The sequence below is a fragment of the Bacteroides eggerthii genome (genome assembly GCF_025146565.1).
Classification (GTDB): domain Bacteria; phylum Bacteroidota; class Bacteroidia; order Bacteroidales; family Bacteroidaceae; genus Bacteroides; species Bacteroides eggerthii.
Genome location: NZ_CP102258.1, coordinates 3,137,768 through 3,159,252, shown reverse-complemented (window position 1 = coordinate 3,159,252; position 21,485 = coordinate 3,137,768). Strand labels below are relative to the sequence as shown.

General features: G+C 35.0%; 20 protein-coding genes and 1 pseudogene. All 21 read right to left on the bottom strand.

Features of this window, described 5'->3' with window-relative positions:
• Window positions 1-37 precede the first annotated feature (37 nt).
• Window positions 38-1,342: a carboxypeptidase-like regulatory domain-containing protein gene (locus NQ546_RS13130; RefSeq protein ID WP_004290640.1), complete on the bottom strand. Its 1,305-nt coding sequence runs from the start codon at window positions 1,340-1,342 to the stop codon at window positions 38-40.
• A 39-nt stretch (window positions 1,343-1,381) separates the two neighbouring features.
• Complete coding sequence (locus NQ546_RS13125; RefSeq protein ID WP_004290641.1) at window positions 1,382-2,623, bottom strand: carbon-nitrogen hydrolase family protein; 1,242 nt, start codon at window positions 2,621-2,623, stop codon at window positions 1,382-1,384.
• A gap of 14 nt (window positions 2,624-2,637) precedes the next feature.
• Complete coding sequence (locus NQ546_RS13120; RefSeq protein ID WP_039953266.1) at window positions 2,638-3,333, bottom strand: YjbH domain-containing protein; 696 nt, start codon at window positions 3,331-3,333, stop codon at window positions 2,638-2,640.
• A 27-nt stretch (window positions 3,334-3,360) separates the two neighbouring features.
• A complete protein-coding gene (gmd, locus tag NQ546_RS13115) occupies window positions 3,361-4,443 on the bottom strand; it encodes a GDP-mannose 4,6-dehydratase (protein ID WP_004290643.1) in 1,083 nt (360 codons plus the stop codon).
• A 13-nt stretch (window positions 4,444-4,456) separates the two neighbouring features.
• Window positions 4,457-5,176: a WecB/TagA/CpsF family glycosyltransferase gene (locus NQ546_RS13110; protein ID WP_004290644.1), complete on the bottom strand. Its 720-nt coding sequence runs from the start codon at window positions 5,174-5,176 to the stop codon at window positions 4,457-4,459.
• A gap of 207 nt (window positions 5,177-5,383) precedes the next feature.
• Entirely contained in the window at window positions 5,384-6,100 is a 717-nt protein-coding gene (locus NQ546_RS13105; protein ID WP_004290645.1) for a hypothetical protein, read from the bottom strand.
• Window positions 6,100-7,404, bottom strand: a complete 1,305-nt coding sequence (locus tag NQ546_RS13100; RefSeq protein WP_004290646.1) for an AAA family ATPase — start codon at window positions 7,402-7,404, stop codon at window positions 6,100-6,102. Before NQ546_RS13100 ends, NQ546_RS13105 begins: the two co-directional genes overlap by 1 nt.
• A gap of 271 nt (window positions 7,405-7,675) precedes the next feature.
• Window positions 7,676-8,920 carry a glycosyltransferase family 4 protein gene (locus NQ546_RS13095; protein ID WP_004290648.1) on the bottom strand — a complete coding sequence of 415 codons (1,245 nt, stop codon included), beginning with the start codon at window positions 8,918-8,920 and terminating at the stop codon, window positions 7,676-7,678.
• 3 nt (window positions 8,921-8,923) lie between these two features.
• Entirely contained in the window at window positions 8,924-10,075 is a 1,152-nt protein-coding gene (locus NQ546_RS13090) for a polysaccharide pyruvyl transferase family protein (protein ID WP_004290649.1), read from the bottom strand.
• A 2-nt stretch (window positions 10,076-10,077) separates the two neighbouring features.
• A complete protein-coding gene (locus tag NQ546_RS13085; RefSeq protein WP_004290650.1) occupies window positions 10,078-11,361 on the bottom strand; it encodes a Coenzyme F420 hydrogenase/dehydrogenase, beta subunit C-terminal domain in 1,284 nt (427 codons plus the stop codon).
• On the bottom strand, window positions 11,348-12,385 hold the full coding sequence (locus NQ546_RS13080; RefSeq protein ID WP_004290651.1) for a glycosyltransferase family 4 protein: 1,038 nt from the start codon (window positions 12,383-12,385) through the stop codon (window positions 11,348-11,350). The genes NQ546_RS13085 and NQ546_RS13080 overlap by 14 nt, the downstream gene beginning before the upstream one ends.
• Window position 12,386: 1 nt before the next feature.
• Window positions 12,387-13,352, bottom strand: a complete 966-nt coding sequence (locus NQ546_RS13075) for an acyltransferase family protein (protein ID WP_004290652.1) — start codon at window positions 13,350-13,352, stop codon at window positions 12,387-12,389.
• A 53-nt stretch (window positions 13,353-13,405) separates the two neighbouring features.
• On the bottom strand, window positions 13,406-13,978 hold the full coding sequence (locus NQ546_RS13070; RefSeq protein WP_004290653.1) for a serine acetyltransferase: 573 nt from the start codon (window positions 13,976-13,978) through the stop codon (window positions 13,406-13,408).
• Window positions 13,975-15,003 carry a glycosyltransferase gene (locus NQ546_RS13065; RefSeq protein ID WP_004290654.1) on the bottom strand — a complete coding sequence of 343 codons (1,029 nt, stop codon included), beginning with the start codon at window positions 15,001-15,003 and terminating at the stop codon, window positions 13,975-13,977. Before NQ546_RS13065 ends, NQ546_RS13070 begins: the two co-directional genes overlap by 4 nt.
• Complete coding sequence (locus tag NQ546_RS17410; RefSeq protein ID WP_004290655.1) at window positions 14,990-16,108, bottom strand: EpsG family protein; 1,119 nt, start codon at window positions 16,106-16,108, stop codon at window positions 14,990-14,992. The genes NQ546_RS13065 and NQ546_RS17410 overlap by 14 nt, the downstream gene beginning before the upstream one ends.
• 4 nt (window positions 16,109-16,112) lie before the next feature.
• The gene (locus NQ546_RS13060; RefSeq protein WP_004290656.1) at window positions 16,113-17,057 is read right to left on the bottom strand and encodes a glycosyltransferase; all 945 of its coding nucleotides are present in this window, start codon (window positions 17,055-17,057) and stop codon (window positions 16,113-16,115) included.
• A gap of 2 nt (window positions 17,058-17,059) precedes the next feature.
• On the bottom strand, window positions 17,060-18,178 hold the full coding sequence (gene glf / locus NQ546_RS13055; RefSeq protein ID WP_004290657.1) for a UDP-galactopyranose mutase: 1,119 nt from the start codon (window positions 18,176-18,178) through the stop codon (window positions 17,060-17,062).
• Window positions 18,179-18,207: 29 nt separating this feature from the next.
• Complete coding sequence (locus NQ546_RS13050; RefSeq protein WP_004290658.1) at window positions 18,208-19,173, bottom strand: glycosyltransferase family 8 protein; 966 nt, start codon at window positions 19,171-19,173, stop codon at window positions 18,208-18,210.
• A complete protein-coding gene (locus NQ546_RS13045; protein WP_004290659.1) occupies window positions 19,166-20,089 on the bottom strand; it encodes a glycosyltransferase family 2 protein in 924 nt (307 codons plus the stop codon). The genes NQ546_RS13050 and NQ546_RS13045 overlap by 8 nt, the downstream gene beginning before the upstream one ends.
• Window positions 20,086-21,150: a glycosyltransferase family protein gene (locus NQ546_RS13040; protein WP_004290660.1), complete on the bottom strand. Its 1,065-nt coding sequence runs from the start codon at window positions 21,148-21,150 to the stop codon at window positions 20,086-20,088. Before NQ546_RS13040 ends, NQ546_RS13045 begins: the two co-directional genes overlap by 4 nt.
• 108 nt (window positions 21,151-21,258) lie before the next feature.
• Window positions 21,259-21,477: pseudogene (locus NQ546_RS17405) on the bottom strand (acyltransferase); the annotation flags it as partial.
• Between the last annotated feature and the right edge of the window lie 8 nt (window positions 21,478-21,485).

Sequence of the window (21,485 nt, the reverse complement as noted above, 5' to 3'; positions counted from 1 at the left end):
TTATGGTGTTTGTTCCTTTCGGGTTATGTCAGTCAAATCAGAGTGTACCGCCACCGGAATGTTGGTCACTGCTTTGGTTGGTGTACTTTTCTTCAGATCCGGTATAACATTTCAATGCAATTGTGACATTCTTCTTGACGCCGTTTGCCATGATCTTGAAAGTATATGTTTTGGTACAGTATTTGGCTTTGTTCTGATAGTAGAGAATGCTGTTTCCGCTGATGTTGGTCTTCAGGACACGCTCTACGGTGTAAACAAGCGGGTTGCCTTCCGTAGACTGGATTTGCGCTTCGATGGCTGCCGCCAGTTTCTCATCCTCTGCACCGGCTGCTTTCAGTGCGGCGGCGGGAGTTGTGGTGTATTCCCATCCTGCTTTGATGGCAACTTTTATTTCAAAATCTTTGATGCCGGATATATTTCCGCTGTTATCCTTTTTTACGGTTTCCGCGCCGTTGGCAAGGTTGGCTTCGCCCACCGTTTCTTTGCTCGTCACTTTTTCGGCCTTTATGCGTGTGGCATATTTTCCGGCAATCGTAGCGCCTGTGGGAATGGTGATTTCATAGTTTCCGTTGTTGAACTTCACTTCCGTATTCAGGTCCTCCCATGCTCTGGTGAGAGTAGCATCCTTCTGAGCCACCATGTTGTCCGGGTCGAAATAGATGGAAACATTCGCACTTGGGTTTGGCGTAGCAATGACGATATCTTTCTTGGCAGTGGCATTTGCCGGTTCTGCCTTGATGGCAATGCTGCTTACTGCCACCTGTTCCACCTCTTTCTTCTCACTGGTGACAGGGGCGGATACATTGGCTTTGGGCTCTTCATAGGCTCCGGCACTGATTTTCACACCCTCATCCACTGCGTTGGCGGGAGCTGTTACAATGGCTGCGGGAGTTTCCGTTTCAGTAGCTGCCGGTACTTCCACCTTCGTTTCCTGACCCGATACGGCTTCTTTAGGGGCAGTATATTCTACGACCTTGCTCATTTTGACGTTGAGCGTCAAAGTGCTGCGGTTTTTGGCGGATGATGCGATGTTCACCTTTGTGTTGAAATCCTCCAGCTTGCTTGCCTTTACGGTTACGGTGTAGTCACCGGTCTTGCTCAGGGTCAGGTTGTATTTGCCTTGTGCGTCGGTGGTAGCTTTTATGTCATCCGTTATTTTCACTTCCGCACCCTTCACCACACCTTCGGCAGACGACACAACACCTACCAGATAATATTCGGTAGTAGTATCCAGCGGGTCTGGAAGTTGTTCCGGAGTTTTGTCATCTTTACCGCATCCGGCAGCGGTCAGGCAGATTGCAGTGAGCAACACTCCCATTCTGAAAAAGTTTCTCATTTTCATAACTTCTTGTTTTTAATTAGAGTTTATACTTGATAATTTCTATTTAGTTTTTCTTTCCTGTTCCTTAATGAGGAAGTGGCGTATATAGTCGGGCTGGTAGAAGTTGCTGCTTCTGTTTTCATCCGGACGTATGTTGTAGCTTTTCCCCATTTGGTCGTTGATGTATTTTCCATGAGACACCATGCTGTATGTCCAGGCAAAGTAGTCGGCGGGTTTTATCCGGAAGGCATGGTTCCGTTTCCATCTTTTTCCGGGCAGAGGTATGGCGAAGTGAAAGCCGCCGTTTATCTCTCCTCCCGTATACAATGCGTACAACCCTATGGCATATTCTCCGAAATGTCGTGTACAGTCACCTCTCACTCCGTAATCTCCATAGATGTAGCGTCCGCCTTGCAAGTCAAATTGCAGGTTGGTGTGGGGCTCATATACGCTTGCTTTGAGAAAGGCATTGACTCTCGGAGTAGTGCTGACGTACCATCCTTCACCGTCCACGATAGCCGAATATACGGTTGCGCCTACCAATGCTCCGAGTTCCAGCCTGCCATTGTCTGTCCGGAACTTCATATCCAGTTGCGCACCCATGCGATTGTGAGTGAAGTTTCCGGCTGTAATTCGCCCGAAGAGGTTGTTTCTGAACCTTACTTCTTGCGACAAGGTCATCACGCCCGGATGTATCTTTTTATATTCCCCATATAGGTTGGCAGCTATGGGGAATACAACTTGCGCTGTCAGTTTTCCACCTTTCCACAGTCCCATTTCTATGGCAGGGCTGAGGTTGACGGCGTAGGTATATAGTTTGTTCAGGCTGTTATTCTTCAAGAACAGTTCGGGATATACGATGACATCCACTTTCCATGCCGAAGGGTTTTCAATTTCCTTTGCGTTTTCTACGGCTTTCATGGCATGGTCGGTATCAATGCTGATGCCCATTTCTGCATACACCTGCATCAGAGAGATCTTTTCTTCCCGATAATCATTCAGCAAGGTGTCCGGCAGACTGATGCATAACTGAGGTATTTGGTTTTCCAGTGCAACCAGTTGCAGGCTTTTGTTTACATTGCTTTCCAAACAGGCATCTATCGCTTCTCCTATTCCCTGGTAAGTGCTCCGATACACATTGTCTTCAAAAGTGACGGTTATGCATTCTCCGGTCTCTGCATAACGGATATTCTCCATGCCGATAGCTTTCAACTTCTCAGTGACGGATTGGGCGCTGGCTATGGCATTGGGAAGTAAGCAACAAATGGAGAAAAGCAGATATGATATAGAATGTTTTTTCATAAATATCCGTTTCTTTAGTGCAATAGCTTACACTCGTACCGTATTCCGCCTGACACACATTTGAAGTCTCTGGTAAAGATGTGCAATGAGATATGTTTCCATAATCTGGTGGCGGCTCCTATGTTGAATCCGTCGGAATCATATTCTGCCATGAACGCCATTTCCCTGTAAAAGGCGGGAGAGTAGCTGATGCCGCCAAACGGGCCTTTCTGTATGCTCCGGTCGTTTATCGGAATATAATATCCGGCAGTCAATGCAAGCCTGTCCCTTCCGGCTATGGAGAAACTTTTGGTCAATACTCCGTATACGGTACCGAAGTAATTATTTCCCGTATTCTTGAAAGGGTCGTCCACACCGATTACTACTGAAGGATGAAATCTGCCTTCTTTTAGCGGGCGTAGGCGTGCGGTCATTGAACGGTCTTGCTGGAAATATCCTTTTTTTCCGTCATATCGTGTTATTTTCAACAGGGTGCACCGATAGCTCATCTCCAGTATTGACAGAAATGTTATGTTGATGAAATAATTTCCTGTGTTGAAGTTGAATGGGGTCATGCCATTGGGCAGATAGTTTCCGCCACCCATGAAAGTGCCGGTCTCCTGCATGTCGGCAGTGGGGATGTTCAGTAGGCCGGTGTTGCCTATGGAGTATTGGGCCCGTATTGTTATACAGCAGGAAATCAACCAGATTACTAATAAGTACTTCTTCACAGTATTACACTTTAGAAAAGTATGTATTTATTCTTCTGTCTGTGCTTTCAGATACAGCTTCTTTGCAAATTTCATATCATGAGCCACCATGATTTTTACAAGTTCCGGAAAACTTGTCTTAGTAGGATTCCAGCCCAGCAATGTTTTTGCTTTGGTCGGGTCACCCAATAGCTGCTCCACTTCGCAGGGACGGAAATATTTCGGATCAACCTCTACCAATGCTTTGCCGGTTTTCACGTCGATGCCTTTTTCATTCACACCTTCGCCTTCCCAGCGCAGCTCTATGCCGGCTTCTTTAAAGGCAAGTGTAGCAAACTCTCGTACGGTGTGCATCTCACCGGTAGCGATGACGAAGTCTTCCGGTTTGTCATGTTGCAGGATGAGCCACATACATTCCACATAATCTTTGGCATATCCCCAGTCGCGGCGTGCGTCCAAATTTCCCAGATACAGTTTGTCTTGGAAACCTTGTGCGATGCGTGCTGCGGCCAGTGTAATTTTGCGGGTTACGAATGTTTCGCCGCGACGTTCGCTTTCGTGATTGAAAAGAATCCCGTTTACGGCATACATGTCATAGCTTTCGCGGTAGTTCTTCGTAATCCAGAAACCATATTGTTTGGCTACACCGTACGGGCTGCGCGGATAGAAAGGAGTTGTTTCTTTCTGCGGCACTTCCTGCACCTTACCGAACAGTTCGGAGGTAGAAGCCTGATAAATTCTTGTCTTTTTTTCCATACCCAGAATACGCACAGCTTCCAACATGCGTAATGTACCTACTGCATCGGCTTCTGCCGTATATTCGGGCACATCGAAAGATACCTTTACATGGCTTTGTGCGGCAAGATTATAAATCTCATCCGGTTGCACTTGCTGAATGATACGTATCAGTGAACTGCTGTCCGTCATATCTCCATAGTGCAGATTCACCAGACGGTTTTTTTTCATATCACGCACCCATTCATCCAGATAAAGATGTTCGATACGCCCGGTGTTGAAGGAAGACGAACGGCGCAATATGCCATGAACTTCATAACCTTTATCAATTAAAAGTTCGGCAAGAAACGAACCGTCTTGTCCGGTGATGCCGGAGATTAATGCTACTTTTTTCATTCTGTGTCTTTTATTAATTTGATATTTTTTCTTTTAATAAGTATCCCAGAAAGAGGGCATTCCCTATGACATATCTTCTCCACATTCTTTTGGGTTCTTTCATCAGTCGGTACAACCATTCCAGACCATGCTCCTGCCACCACAGCGGTGCACGCTGTATGTTTTCTGCAAAGAAATCGAACACAGCGCCGATGGTGCCTATCGGTCCGTTCACATCCAACTCTTTCAGGTGCGCGTATACCCATTTTTCTTGTTTGGGTGCAGTCATGCCCACCCATAGTAAATCGGGTTTTACATGGTTCACAGCTTCTATCATCTGCCGGTTGTCTTCCTCTGAGAATTCTGCCTTGTAGGGTGGGGAATAGGTCTCTACCCGGATATTGGGGTATAACCTGACAGCCTTTACCTTGATTTTTCTTAATGTATCTTCATTGCTGCCTAAAAAGAAACAGACGCCGCCTTCCCGGTTCAGTTTCTTCATTTCATGGAGAAATAAATCCCAACCGGCAATCCGTTCTATTTTTCTATGTCTCAAAAGCTTAAAGGCTAATACGATACTTGCACCGTCCGGAATCAAGGCATCTCCATTCAGCAATGCTTCGGCAAATGCCATATCTTTTTGAGCCGTATTGTATGAGTGGGCATTGATAGTGTTTATCAGCAACTTACCTTTTGGCAATGCATCAAGTTCGCTTCTGTGTCCCAGAAGTGAAACAGTTTTTAATTTCAACATGTTTTTGGAAAGCTGTATTTACCGCAGAGTACGCTACGCTATTGCCTGTCACACAAAAGGTTAATAGGACAGACATATATAATGAGGTATAAATATATGCGGCAAAATTAACTCAAAAGTATAGGATAACCAAGAAAAAATGTGAAAAATATAGATAAATGGAAATTTTATTATCAAAAGGGGCCATCAAATATGTAAGAGTGTAGCCTATTGGGATATCTCTTGCAGTTCTTTATCCTTACTCTGAGTGTTCCCCTTTGAGTCGATTGTTTTGATGAATTTATCAAACTCTTTACAATAGATGAATGCCGTTTTAATGCCTTTTATTGTTTTGGTTTCGTTTGTAAAATGCTGTGACATTTTGCTGGCGCATACAGTTTCCCAATCTGTTGCTGTATTCGCCAACATGTTTAATTGTTGTGTCAATGATGAAATGGCATTCTGATATGGATTTATATCTGTTACAAGGATATAGAGAATCGAAACCAATTGCTTTATGTCTTTTATTCCTATTATTTCTTCGCACAAGCTAATACTTTCCAACAATTTGTCTTGCAATTTGTACTTCTGGTTTTGTTTATCTATACGTTTGTTCAAGATTTCTTTTTCATGTCCGGTAGCCTTTTCTTTGTGTGAGATGTTTTGATGCTCCAGAAAACTTTTCCATCCTTTTAATTCAACCATGCACAATTTGTTGGATGTATAGGTTAGTGCATCTACAGAATCAGTATTGGGTTCTTTCTTTTTTTGATGCCAATTACTTTCTATCCGATCGAAATTCAAAACCATTGTTTGTTGTATGGAGGTGCATTTCGGATTTGGGTGGCAAGGATTGTGTAAAGTACATATAGATGTTGTCGGTGTTTCTGATTTTGTTGCAATTTCCTCGAAAATCAGTTCAGGTGTCAGTTCAGTTTTCTCCATCACATTCCTATGTTTATAATTTCGTTCATAGGCTGTGCCAGTTTGACAAATATCTGGTTCAAGTCTTTCGTTACATCCTCTAATTCGCTCAATCCATCTTCCGTTTCTTTTGCTAAATAATAATTCACAAACTTGTTCAATTCATGTTTTTCGGTAAAATACCTCACACCTTGGATGAAGTAGGGGCTGTGGGAACTAATAAGAATTGGAACTCCCGCTTTAGCTATTTCAACAAACAATTGTGCTATTTTTATTTGCCATTCAGGGTGCAAATGGTTTTCGGGTTCGTCCCATATTAGTATTTTATTCTCATTAATAGCTTGTGTCTCCATTAATATTTGCATGACTCCGAAGGCTTTTATACCTGAGGCCACGTTGACAGGCGAATACTTTACGCCTTCTTTTTTCCAAAACAAGTTTCTTGTTTTGTTGTCAAACTCAAATTTGCCCCCGGTTATATCTCCTATGGCATTCATTTTGTCATCAAATAGGGAAGGAGCCAAGAAGGGATACTTTATGGCATCTAGTTTTTGAGCCATATCCTTTACGTGATAATTGACAAGCGGCCTGAATATAGCAGTGCTGTATCTTTTTTCCTTCAGTGTTTGTGCAGAAGCCAGTATGTCCAATAAATGAATGTACAGAGGAGATTCCACAAAGGTTGCGTCATTTATTTGGAATTCCGTCAAATTTGTAGCAGAAATGTCTTTTATTTTATTCTTTTCAAGAGAGATGAACACATTGTTATCATGTGTTCCTTCGTAAAAAGCTATTTCGGAATGTTCTGTGCCATTTGTACAGATATTATTCAGGAATTCGGCTTCTATGATTGTTTCAAACTCCTTTTTCAATATGTTTTGCGGCTCTTTATTTTCCTGTATCTCCTCCTTTATGTTTTCCAGATATCTTAGGATTCTTGCTTTTTGTTGAGGAGTGATATCTATATGTTCTGTAAATTTCTCTTTTTCCTCTAATAATAAGTTATCAGCAATGGTTGCATCCATTAGTTCCTCCATGAACTCATTGATGTTTGGAGGAAGAATTAATTTCTCCTTAATATTTATTTGCAGATTCTTTTCAATGGAAGATAACTGATTGTATAACATTGCTGCTTGAAATCGGATTCTTCTATATCGTTGCTCATCGTTATGGTTCCCCATATTTCCTATCGCTTTGGTCAGGGCAAATAACATTTTTCCTATTGTGCTTTTTCCTGAATCATTCACTCCGGCAATGATGGTCAAGCCATTCAATTCGATTGTGGCATTCTTTATCTTATTTATATTTGTAAGCTTGAACTGCATTTTTTCTTTCCCTCTTTCTTTTTATATGCCACAAATATAGCGAAAAATCTCCGACCTCTTGTTTTTGCTTTTATTATTTTCATATTATTGGGGACGGAACTCATTCTCTATATACTTCTGCTACTTTATCTGTTATCTTGTCTCACTTTTTTGTTAGCATCATTTAATATATTGTCCCTAATATCAACTCTTGATTCGCATCATATTGCATTATGAAAGCTTTGTGTGTAAGCTATGCTGTTCCTGTGCAATTTTTTTTGTTGTTCATTGTTTATTTGCCGTTTAAAATTTGGTTATATAATGCCACCATTTGTTTGGCTTTATTCTCCCATGAAAGTTCCTCTTGCCTTTGCTTACAGTTGCTTGCTAATTCTTGAAGAACTTCTTTATTCTGATATAAGTAACTTATTTTTTCGACGAAATCATGTACTGATTGTTTGGGGGTACTTAATGGGATTTTTATTCCTACCTTTTCATTAATGACATGTCCAAATCCGCAGGCGTCAAAACATAATACGGGCAGTTGGCTACTGATAGCTTCTAGTACAACTGTTGATGTATCCTCACTGACGCTGGTAAAGAAAAATAAATCTGCTTTTTTCATTAATGCCAGTACCTTGGTATTATTCAGGTTTCCATGCCAGATTATTTGCTGTGTTATTCCTAAATTAGTGGCTATCTTTTTATAATAAGTATTTTGTTGCTCACTTCCCATACCACATATTGAAAGTTGAAGGTTTTTCAGATGTTTTAAGTGAGATATTGTTTCTAAAGCTATTCTCAGTTGTTTTCTGAAATCAAACTTGCCTACCCAGATAAGATGAAGACTTTCTTTATTTATGTCGTATATTTTAGTCTCAAGTAGCTCGCTTTTAAAACATCCGGTTTCGGGAATAATAACAGATTCTAAGTGTTTGTATTTTTTTATAGCATAATAGGAGTCCGGTATGGAACTTATTAATAGATCTGCTTTAGTTAAAGCTCGATGTACTCTTTTGTCATGCTTTATTTGGTAAATATTGATTTTGTTTTTTAGTTTGTTGAACACTTGCATCTTTATGCCACTCCCTTGCAAGTAGGCTTCAGGAAATTGTTTCATACCTCCAATGGGTCCCCATACAAACGGTTTATTTTCTATTTTCCACAGATAACCCGGTTCGCGGAAACCAATCATGTTCAGCTGATGTATAATGTCAATTTTTTGTTTGGCAATGATATCTTTAGCCATTTCATAGGTTTTCCATTGCCATTGTTTATAGTATTTATAAAAACGCCAGTCACCTTGATTCCAGCACATTTTTCTTATTTCATCCGATACCGGATTATAATAGAAGTGCATATTTTTTCCTTGGGGTAGAGTAGGGAGTGCAGTTTCTATTTTCTCCTTGAATTCTCCTTCTGTGATGATGTGTAATTCACAGTGTTTGGCAAGATTTATACACCAATTCCAAGCCATACCAGGCTCACTCCCCATGTTGGGAGAACAGGCGTATGCGTTGATAATAATATTCAGCATTCTTTAATTGCCTATGGCTTTTTTGAGATAATTTATTGAATCGATTACTAATGTGTCTAGAACTCTATTATCCACTTCTTTATATACAGACGTGACATTAAAGTCTGTTGCCTTGTCCTCGTACAAAATGCGATCTTCCAAATTCAGTTTACATAATAAAGAGGCCATACGTCCATTGTTATTTCTTTTACGGTTGAGCACACAACAGAATGGTGTTGCGAAGTTTACTGAAAATGCAGTCCCATGAAAAGAATTAGTAATCATGCAAGTGGCATTTGCTATTAACCATAGGAACTCGGCAGGTCCGGCATCCAATATATTAATGGTATCAGGATTTTTTTTAATTCCATATGCTCGTTTGCAAATGCAATATACTGGTATATTTTTCTCTTTTCCTACTTTTACTGCTATATCCAATAAAATTTGAGAAGGTAATAGTTCATAGACCAATACATAGTTGAAAGGTGATATTCCCTTTACGGGTTTCATATACGGATTCCAATCAGTTTTATTTAATAATAAAGTAGGGTCGACAACCAATTGGGCTTCTCTTCCGGTTAACTGTTTTACAAGTTCCACCCCACTTTGTTCTCTTACTGCAATCGTATTAAGGTTATTCAATAATTCCGTATAACGTTTGGACAATTCAGGAGCAATTGATGATACACCAAAAGAAGATGCATAGGCCAATTTCGGAGCCTTTTGGGGAGCAAAAGTCAGGAAATAGGGTTCAATAGAGGAAGATGCTGAAGGATTCCATACTTGGTCACTTCCCACTATGTAAATATCATAATCCATATTGGCATGATATAGTTCATCCATTGATATATATTTTTGCGAATAGCATCCACAATCTATAAATGATTGGTAATTCTGTTTTCTTCGTTTTTCATTTTTATTGACTATAGGTAGTATTTTATCTACTGCCCAGCTCGCTAACCGATACTTTAGCCAATACATTAGTTTTCCTTTCGTATTTATTGTTATAAATGGTTGTGATAAAGTAGTATCTTTAAATTGCCAATTTTTATAGTAGAGATAGTCTATAATTTCTGCTTTATGTCCCATTTGTTCCAATCGTTTTTGGGTAGCAAAGGCCTGTAGTTCTGCTCCATAATTGTTAACCTTACAAATGGTGATTATTCCAATTTTCATAGTTATATATTTTGTTGTAATTTAGATATCGGCCATTTTACCCCCCCCCCTCTATTTGCTTTTTTTAACAAATGAGGAGCTTTGTTTTGTAGTCTATTTATTGTTTGCTTTTTTCTATATTTTATTGAATATATTGTTGCCAGTTTGTAGAAAGCCCATGATAGTTTATGAGGCATTCTATTAGTCAATATATTGAAACGTAATTTTTTGGGAAGAACTTTTCTGAAAAAGTTTGGCCATACCACTATTGGATGATATTGGATAAATTTATAGCCGGTAAATAGGTGTGGGTTTCCGTCAATAGCAGTACGTAATGAATCTTCGAATGTATAAATGGCATCCGCTTCTCTTATTAAAGAATCTGCCTTGGCGTTATTTGCAATAATGAGTGAAACACCTTGTTTGTAATAGTCCGGTACTGGCAATCCCCAAAAGTCTGCAATTGTGATATCGGCTACTCTGTTTATTTCTGAGAACTGGCAATTGCTACAGCTTTTTCTGTCAAGCATCCAGCCTGCATAAATAGCATAGAACATGTCTTCTTCTCTTTTTAGTTTTACCTCTTTTCCATTTTGTTCAATAGTAGTACATTGCGAGAACTTCCAATCTTGTGTTCCTTTTCGCTTATCACGAAAACGATATATGCGTGATGAGTTATAATATTCCAAGTGTAGGTCTAATGCCTCATGGCTGGCAATTCCATGGCACACCACTTCGATAGTTACAAGACGCTCACAATTCCGGTATTTTTTGCCTAAGTAGCCATATAGTCCTGCTATTTGACAGGGACATCCCGAAAATAAAATCCAATAATCATTTTTTAGTTTTTCGGCTACTGCTTTATATATTCCTTTAGTGTTGCTTTGTATGTATTTACTATTGGTTAGTAATGGTATATCTTTTTCTTGTTCTATTAATATGTGATACACTCTGTTATTTGTAAGCGTAGCACCAACTACTGCTACTTTTTCCTTATGTAAATGGAAGAAACTCTGTGCTAGTCCGGCGAATCCACCCCCGGAAGCTGCATCTATACGTGTTTGCTCGTCGTTTGCCCATCCGCCATACACTTTCATGTCCTCAAATCGATTCTTGTTGATCGGGGTTACTATTGGGCATGCTTTTTGGCACAAACCACAGTTTATACATTTATCTGCATCAATTTGTACAAATGGTAAGCAGTTCCTTTCTACGATTTTTATAGCGTCATGACGGCATATATCACTACACGCCATACATCCGGTACAATACTTTGCTTTTGCTAATTGCGGACTACATGCTTTCATATATTTTCTCAATTTTATTGCAGATATTGGTTATGTTGAAGTCATTATACACTAATTTATCGGCTTCGTGGGACATGCTGTATCTATATTCTTCCGATCTTATTAGTAATTCTAATTTTTCTGCTAACATGTCCAAATCATACGTATCGTAAATCATTGCATCAATTTCGTTGTGAAATACTTTTTCTAACCCGCCTACAGGGGTTGTAACCACAGGGATTCCATAGGCCATTGCATCTAAAACTCCCATTGGGAATCCTTCTCCCCAACTTGGTAAACAATAAATAGAAGCATGCTGAAACACGTTTTCTTTGTCGCTTCCTGTTATCCAACCTAGGAAAATGGTTTGTTGTTCTATTCCAAATTGAATGGCTAATGCTTTTCCTTTGTCGATTTCTCCATTTCCGGCAAATACAATTTTCCAATCTGAATATTTTGTTGCAATCTTACTAAAGGCTTCCATAAGCCTGTTATATCCTTTTCTGTCAGATAAAATCCCTGCATATAAAATATATTTATCTCTTTGATCATTTCTTTTTACATTGGGACATGGATTGTAAACTACTTCCATGTTATATCTGTTTTTAGGGAAAGCTTCATTTATCCATTCTATCCATTTGGGAGATAAAACTAATAGTTTGTCAGATATGTTGAATAACTTTTTGATATTAGCATTGAATTCAGGATCAAATAGATGTTTTTCTGTTGCTGGATGAAAGTGAATGATGATTTTTTTCTTTAGTAAACGTGCAATATGTGCAAATATTAATTTTCTTCTAACGGAAGTTCTTAATCCTACGTGTATATGTACTATATCATAAAATGGTAATAGGCAAATGTATTCAATTAGTGCTGTTCCTAAATACCATAGTTTTCTTATATTATTTCCATCTCTATGTGTCTCAATCCACTTACAATGATACTTTTTCCATTGCTCACTTGTTTCATGGGCCTTCACTACGGAAGTAATGCCACCTCGTGTCTTGCGGGAAGTAGCAACAACCAATACTTTAGGTGTGTGCATGTCAGTTGAGTATTTTTATAATATCTTTCCAGTTATATTCACCATCTTTAAATGTTTGGCTAAAGATACGTGCACAGCAGCGTAATAGGTATGCTCCTATTAATATGATACCAAACATAATGATTAAATTTAAAGGGAAAATAAAGTTCATTTGGTCTGTAAATAATGCTCCTTGAATTAAGTATATTTCTAAGCATAATCCACCGATAAGTCTAATACAATAGCCTCCTATTCTATGTTTATAACAGTGCTTTAAGGTATTGCTATTGCATATTTTATAAAAATAAAATACAGTCATTAATAGAGGAATTAATGAGAGTATCTGGAATTCGTTTACAATTGTGATTTTTCGACCAATGAATAAATAAGTATAGTAAATGGCAATGGAACTAACTAATTTGAATGTGTCCCATTTAAAAGAGTAAGTTCGTTCTTTATGATTAATTCCTAATATTGCTCCCATTAACATGAAAAGGAAGTAATGGCACCATTTAAAATAAGTATTACCATACATATTATAATCTACAGGTCTGTCTATGGCTATGTACCAAGCTATGCATATTGTGGTTGCTATGCCAAATACCAATTTTAAATTGTTGAGCATATATCTTTGGATGAAGTAGAGGATAACATAATAGATCATAATGCAGGTGACGAACCATCCGCCTCCATGTATAATTATATATTTTATGTCTTTGTGATAATTGAAAATAAACTCTTGTACTATTGCCCAAGCAAAGACTGTAGGATATATTCTATTGATTCTTCTTTTATACCAATTATCAAATCGCCCCATTCTTCCTAAGAAAAGCGTGAATCCTGAGCAGAAAAAGAATAATACGTCACCAATAGCTCCTCCTGTTGCCATGACACTATATTTGCCATACAGTAACTCCATATGTGAGTTGGTAATAAGCAGGGCAGCTATACATTTTAATATATCTATACTAGGGTTTCGTTGTTTCATAATCTAATGAGAGACTATCTTTTATAAATTTCGGTATAGGGAAATTATCTTTATTATTCTCTTTCTTTATTGGCGTTGCCTTTAAATCTTATAATTTTAGCTGGTATTCCTCCTACAATAGCATTGTCTGGGATGTCTTTTGTAACAACAGAATTAGCACCAATTGTTACATTATTACCTATTTTGACTGAACCAAATATTTTGGCTCCAAGTCCCAAATAACAATTATCTCCTACCACTACTGGGGCATTGTCTGCTTGTTCATATTTGTTTCCAAAGACAACTCCAGGTAATATTGTACAATTACGTCCAATACGACAAGTAGGTTTTACGTGAATAAAATCTCCAACATGATAAATACGGAAACCTGGTCCGACTGTATTAGGATAAATCGTTATTTTTAGTTTGAACCCTAATCTTTTATATTTAAAGAAGTGGTATAAGAATAAAATTTTTGATTTTTTTGTATTTCTGTAATATTCTACATAGCGTAGGTGTTTGATATACTGGTATATGTACCAGCTTTCATTATGTAAAATTAAATCCTTGAATGTAGGCTTGTGGTTACCGTATCGTTTTAAATCTTCTGTTTTATATGAATGTAATTTTTCAATAGAATTTATCATTTTCTTATTTTCTTTATTAGATTAATAAATGATGAATATATCAACAGTATTCTACTATTTTTTGATAAAATTATTTTATAATATATTCTTGAATATATGGGTAGATAGCTGCTTTTATATTCTCTTTTTATTGTTTCCCAAATAGGATCTTTTACAATGATATTAAGGATTCCTTTTTTGTTATTTTGATTAGAGTTTATTAGTTCTGTTATGTAGCTACGACAATATCCAATAAAAAGTTTATTTACTCTTTGTTTGTATTCAATTGTCGAATTTTTCATTAAAAGATGATTTCTAAGATTTTTAAATCTATCATATTTCTCTGTCAAAAAGTTTTTTGTAAGAGAATTATCGTTTTTGCAATAGTAATAATAGGCATTGGGAATATAGCCTATTCTATTAGAAGCTGATAAAAAATCAACTTGAAAAGGTATATCTTCTGACACAACTACTCTTTCAGATAAAAATCTAATATTTTCTTTATCAATGATGGTATGTTTATATATTGCATGCCATACAGACATTTGGTATTTGCGTTCTAGTTTTTCATGCGGCTTTGAAGCTATCATGTCTAACATAAATGAATGGATTTTGCTTTTTTCCCACAATTCATAATCAGATACTTCAGAACTATTACGCCATTTCCCATTATTTATTTCTGTATAAAAATTGCAGAAAACAGCATCGCAGTGATGTTTGTCTGCATATTCTGCTAATTTTTTGTACATATTTATATCTACATAATCATCAGAATCTACAAAGGCAATGTATGTACCTGTTGCTACTTCTAATCCTGTATTCCGAGCTAGTCCTAAGCCTTCGTTTTCTTTATGAATGACTTTGATTCGTAAATCTGTTAAGGCATATTTATCACAAATTTCAGAACTATTGTCTGGAGAGCCGTCATTTATTAAAATAATTTCAATGTTTTTAATGGATTGATTTATTAAGGTCTCTATGCATCGCTCAAGATATTTTTCAACCTTATAAATGGGAACTATAATACTAATTTTAGGTATTTCCATATGCATCCCAAATAAAATTATTAAAATGTGTTTCTGTCAAGAATTTGCTAAAAATGGCTATTGTGTACAATAGTACTATTATAATTGTGATAACATCTATTATATTGTTCTTTCTTTTGTGGAAAAAATAGAGAAAGCAGCTAGCTATGACAAATACCCATAAATATTCCATAAATGCTATTCTACGTATTAATTCTATATTGAAAAAAGCTCTATATAATATTGCTCCAATGACAAAAAGATTGTAAATAAGAGTGGTTCTATGACTAAAATGGTTTTCTTTTATAAGTTTGTATCCAGAAAAAATTAAAGAAATGTCAAAGATTATATTTAGAGACTGCATGTACCATTTTTGATTATAAATATCATTTATGGCTTCTTTGCCAAACCATCTTTCAGATAGAGAAATGTATGAACTAAATTTATTATCTCCTATATCTATTGAAGATAATAAAAATGGCAATATATTTGTTTGTGCAATATCAATAAATAAAGCGAATAGGATATATAGAGAGATTGAATATTTATAATTGATAGGATATTTGATGAAATTAAGAATAAGGATAATGAGTATAAAGAAGATAGTTGATGAATGTATAAAGAAAGCTATAATAGCGAATAAAACGAATAAAATTTTATTAATTTTATTCGTTTTGATTAAATTCAGAAAGGCAAAATTAGCAAAAGACATTGCAAAAAATTGTCTGATGAAACATTCGCTTTCTATGACAGTAAATATAAAAAATAGTGGTAGGAGGTATGGAAACCAATATTTGTATTTATTTACAATGAGTACTATACTGAGCATGTAACATAAGGCGAAAGCAAACAGACTATCATTGAATGTTAGATTTAGGAATCTGAATAAAGAATTTGTGATATCAAAGAAATATTGTCCTGTTGAGATACCTACTTTGTAGGTAATACGATATCCCCAATAATCAACCCCTCTTCCATAACGTATAGATTCTATGAGTGAATAAAAAAGAATTATTGATATAAGTGGTAATATATTTTTGTTCTGTTTATTCCTATATATGAATTTACCTTCTATATATAGGAATATAACAAATAGTATATATATTAATATATAGTCTATTTTCATACACTTAATTATATCGATTTCTAACTCCTCTACTATAATATTTTATAAATTTATAGTATTCTTTGAAATTCAGTCGTATTAGATAAGTAAGTGAATACGATATGAAACATTTAAGAACCTTTTTATACGATTCATAATTTCTTTTTATATATCCAAGATTTCTATAGTAATGGTGTGAAAATTTAGGATTTGGAATTCTAATTTTTTTATATTTTAAGAGAGGTATGATATTAATAGAATTACTCTGATTTTTAGGATGATAATGTATCGCTGTACATATAGTAACCAGTGGGTATCCATTTTTAATAGCTCGTTGCATGTATTCAACTTCATCTCCCCAAATGAACATCTCCTTTTTGGTAAATCCTATTTTTTCCATAACAGAATGATGAATAAGTGTTCCATTATAGGGATTCATTTCTCCATATTCAATTTCGTTGTCTTGGAATTGATGACTCTTATATTTCTTGTTGATTCCGAATACTAATTGATTTGGATCATCTATTCTGCATACTAATGCGTTGCAAAACAATAAATTATATTTTTTACTCTTTTTAAGTAATTCCTCTATCTGATTATTATTAGGTATTCCGTCATCATCCATTAACCATACCCATTCATATCCTAATTCATATGCTGTTTTCATCGCAGTATAAAATCCACCGGCTCCACCTTCGTTTAATATTTTATCAATAAGCCGTATCTGGATATTTTGCGTCTTTGATATTTTATAATTAGATATATATATGCTTGCATCTTCTGATGTATATTCATTAATGGGACATATATATCCTTTTGAAAAAAGCATATCTTTGGTTCCATCTGTAGAACAGTTATTTACTATTATAATTTCTTGTACTGTTTGTGTTTGAGATATAATTGAGTTTAGACATTTTATTAATAATTCTTTTCGATTATATGTTACGATACATGCTGCTATATTATCCATAATTATATATTTTTTGTACTTAGTACTTTTCCAATAATATGATGCATATCATAATATTTATATTCGGCTAATCTACCTCCAAATATTATATTATTTTTACTGCTGGCTAGGTTTTTATATAATGAATAAACTTTTGAATTTTTGGAATCATTTATAGGGTAAAAGGGTTCACTTCCAGGAGACCATTCTGAGGGATACTCTTTGGATATTACAGTATTAAGTTGTTTTCCAAATTCAAAATGTTTGTGTTCTATGATACGTGTATACGGAATATCTGAGGATGTGTAGTTAATGACTGCATTTCCTTGAAAATTGCAACATTTCAATATTTGTGTTTTAAATTTAACCGTTCGGTATTCTAACTTTCCATATTGATAATTATAATATTCATCAATCTTTCCGGTAAAAACAGTTTTCTCTGCAATATTCTCAAAATAATTTCTGTTAGAAAAAAAATCAGTTTCACATTTTACCTCTATACCTGACAATAATCCATTAATTAGCTTGTTATATCCACCAATTGGAATACCTTGATAGATATCATTAAAATAATTATTGTCAAAAGTAAACCGTACAGGTAAACGCTTGATAATAAATGCTGGAAGTTCAGTACATTTTCTTCCCCATTGCTTTTCTGTGTATCCTTTTATTAACTTTTCATAAATATCTTTCCCTATTAGGGATATTGCTTGCTCTTCTAAATTACGAGGCTCTTTAATACCTTTTTTTTTCATCTCTTTAAGCGCTTCTTGTCTTTGAGCTTCTATTATACATTGTGCTTCTGCTGGGGTTAGGACTCCCCACATTTGATAAAAGGTATTCATATTAAACGGTAAATTGTATAATTTACCATTATAGTTTGCTACAGGAGAATTTGTAAAATTATTAAATTCTGTTATGCTGTTGACGAAATCCCAAATCTTTTTATTTGATGTATGAAAAATGTGTGCGCCATAGGTATGTACATTTATTCCTTCTATATTTTCACAATAGATATTGCCACCTAGGTGTTTCCTTTTGTCAATGACAAGGCATTTTTTCCCATATTTACATGCTAGATGAGCGAATGTAGCACCATACAGTCCAGAGCCAACTATTAAATAATCATATTGCTTTTTCATAATCTAAAAGTATATTTTAATCTAAAATATTATTTCATATATGATTGAGGTGCTATTGCATATTGGGATTTTCTTAGACCAATCTTGATTAAAAAAGTTCGAATGGTATTTTTTAATGAATAATGGCATTTAACTTCATGTTTCCATGGAGTAAACTGTAAAAAATAATAGTAATAAGATCTATAAGGATGACTAGAATCCTGGTTCCATGGTTTTATGGGAGCGAAAAAATGAATAATATATGGATCCTTTCGCGCATCATTCATGGTTGCATTGTAGATATGGGGAATCTTATCATTAATTTTAAATGAACATACATTCCATTTGACGGGCATAATTATTCTATTTTCGCCAATAAGCTTATTTAAAACATCTTGATCGTGATACACTATATCATTAGCATGTTTAGTTACGAAATCAATAGCATTATTTGTAAAATTATGATTTCGTAGGTATTCTAAATTTAAAAGTAAAACTCCTGCATTGAAATATTCTCTATCATTTCTGTATTTCAATCTTGTAGCAGCTTCTATGTAATCGGTCCATTGATCTGCTATTGCAGCAACTCCTTTATTTTGCATCTTTGTATTCCAAAATTCTCTTAGAGGATGTAAAACGAGTAAATCACAATCTAAATAAAATGTTTTCTTTATGTTAAGAGGTAAAATCTGAGGGATAAATAATCGATAATATGTTTGGATTGTAACGTGTGGTGGCATTCCATCTTTAAAACAAGGCCATCTGTTTAGGGTAGAGTTGTTAAATGTGTAAAATTGTATCTGTTGATTAAAATTAAATGCTATCTTTTCTAGTCGACTTTGATTTTTTTTAGAAATATAGTCTGTAATAACGTGTATTTTTATAACTTCATTTTTATTATTTATAAAAATAGATGCAATAGTTGCTGCGCAATGTTGTGAGTATGCGTCATTTATACATACTACAATATGAATTGCTTTTGTTTTAATAGAGGGGATATTTGTTGTATTATACATTGATGTGGAAGATTCTTTTTAGTTTATAATAATGATGTTTTATTTTCCAAATAGAAAGTTTATGATTTAATTCAGCCTTTTTAAATCCAAGTGCTTGTAATTCCTTTATCCCTTTTAGATAAAGTTCTTTATTGGTAGATAATAATGTGTTTAAATGTTCCCATATCCAATTATCATGTAGGTGGATATTATGTTGCCTATAAAATATTTCTCTTTTTGCACATACAAGAATTCGTGTAAAAAGTTTCTTTTCAGAGAAAACCGTAGTAATAGAATTATGCCTATATGTATAGTTGTAAATATGCCTTTTATCAATTGAGATGTTGTTAGCGTAAAATCCAGTTAATAATGAAAATATTGTATCATTCTGAACTTCTATTTCTTCGAATCTGATTTGATGTGAGTATATTAAATCCCTTTTAATGAGTTTGCACCAAGGTTCTCCCCAAACAAATCGGAGATATTTTTCAGATTCTAAAGGGGATTTTGTGTATAAATCAATCCATTTATTTATATGGTCCCCTATGTGGCAACTTTCGTATGTGTCAGAATGTATGCTGTTTACTTTAAAAAAAACGATATCGTATTTGGAATCAATGTATTCGTCTAGGACATCTTTTATACAATAATTAAAAAAATCATCAGCATCTGCAAATAAAATCCATTTGCCGGACGCTTGTGATAAACCTATATTTCTTGCATAACCAGCTCCTTTCCCTTCTTTTGTGAATATAATAGTTACATCTGTTCTTTCTTTTCCAGGGAAATGATTGAAGTTGACAAATTCTTCACTACTATTATCATCTACAATAATAATTTCTGTATCTTTCCTTTGTGGTATAGAATCAATACATCTTTGTAGAAGAATTGGGATATTATGGTGGGGAATAATGATAGAGTAGTTTTTTTTATTCATTTTTTATTTAATAGAGTATTATATACATTTATATGCATTAAAGCTATTTTATTTAAAGTAAATTTTTCTTTTGCGTAGAGGTAATTTGCTTTTTCTATAGAACTTCTGTCACTTCTATATGCTTTTTCAATGGCTGATGTTATTGAATTAAGTTTGTTGGGATTGAATGTATAGTTATTGGTTTCTCTTAATGTAATACCTACATTGCCAATATTGGGACCTATAACTACTTTTGAGAAGTAAAATGCTAGTGGTAAATTACCTGAATTAAGAATTTTTTTTCTTTGGATCAAGACCACATCACATGCTGCAAAATAGTAAGAGACCTCTTTATCTTCGACGAATTTTTTTGAAAAATATATGTGTTTCCGCTTTAATTGGAAACTTTTTCGCCATGCTGATATCCATTTGAATATATTTCTGCGTCTTACATAAAGATTCAATGGTTGGCCTATAGAAGGGGCTATAAGCCTTTTATTGGGTATTTGAACAATTTTAAAACTATCAATGATCATTTGGGCTTCTTCTATATTTCGAAATGCACCAAAAGAAAGGATTACAAAATCATTCAAAGGGATATGTAATTTAGTTCTAGCTTCCTTTTTTGATATTTTAATATTGTATATATTTTCGTAAATGTGATGTGGTATGATGAAATGTTGTGTTTGAGAAAATCTTTTTTTTAATTCATCAATCCCATATTTACCTAAATGGATTATTGCATCTACACTTTCTTCCACTAATTTGTAGCATTCTCTTAAGTTTTTGTCATTGTTATAATGAGGTTTTTCATTATGACGAGTGTAGATTAATTGGACTTGCCCCCTTATGTTATCAAAATGCTTTTTTAGTTGAATTATCTCTGTTGTTGTTGGCGTTGAAAAATTAAAAATAGCATGTGGCCATTGTATATGGATTATATCATAATTATAGGGATGTTTCCAAAATTCAGATACACTAGTATTTACTTGGTAACCCAATTTTTTCATAGCAGAGGATAATTCAATAATAAAGGGGTTATTGAATAACTTTTTTGAAGGGCAGACAAATAAAATTTTCATTTATGTAAGCTTTATCTATTTGTTATTTATTTTTGATAAATAGTTTATATATAGTTATTACTTTTTTGTCTATCTGAATAGGGGTGTGTAATTTAATTGGTATTTTAATTTACTCTTTCTTGTACCAATTATTCTTGCAGGTACTCCGCCTACAATGGCCATTGGGGGGACATCTTTTGTAACTACAGCACCAGCAGCAATGACTGCACCTTTTCCAATATGCACATTGGGTAATATAGTGACTCTAGAAGCAATCCATACATAATCTTCTATAATAACATTTCCCCATATTGCTTTGTGGTAATCATCGTTTAAATCATGCTCCATTGTCCAGA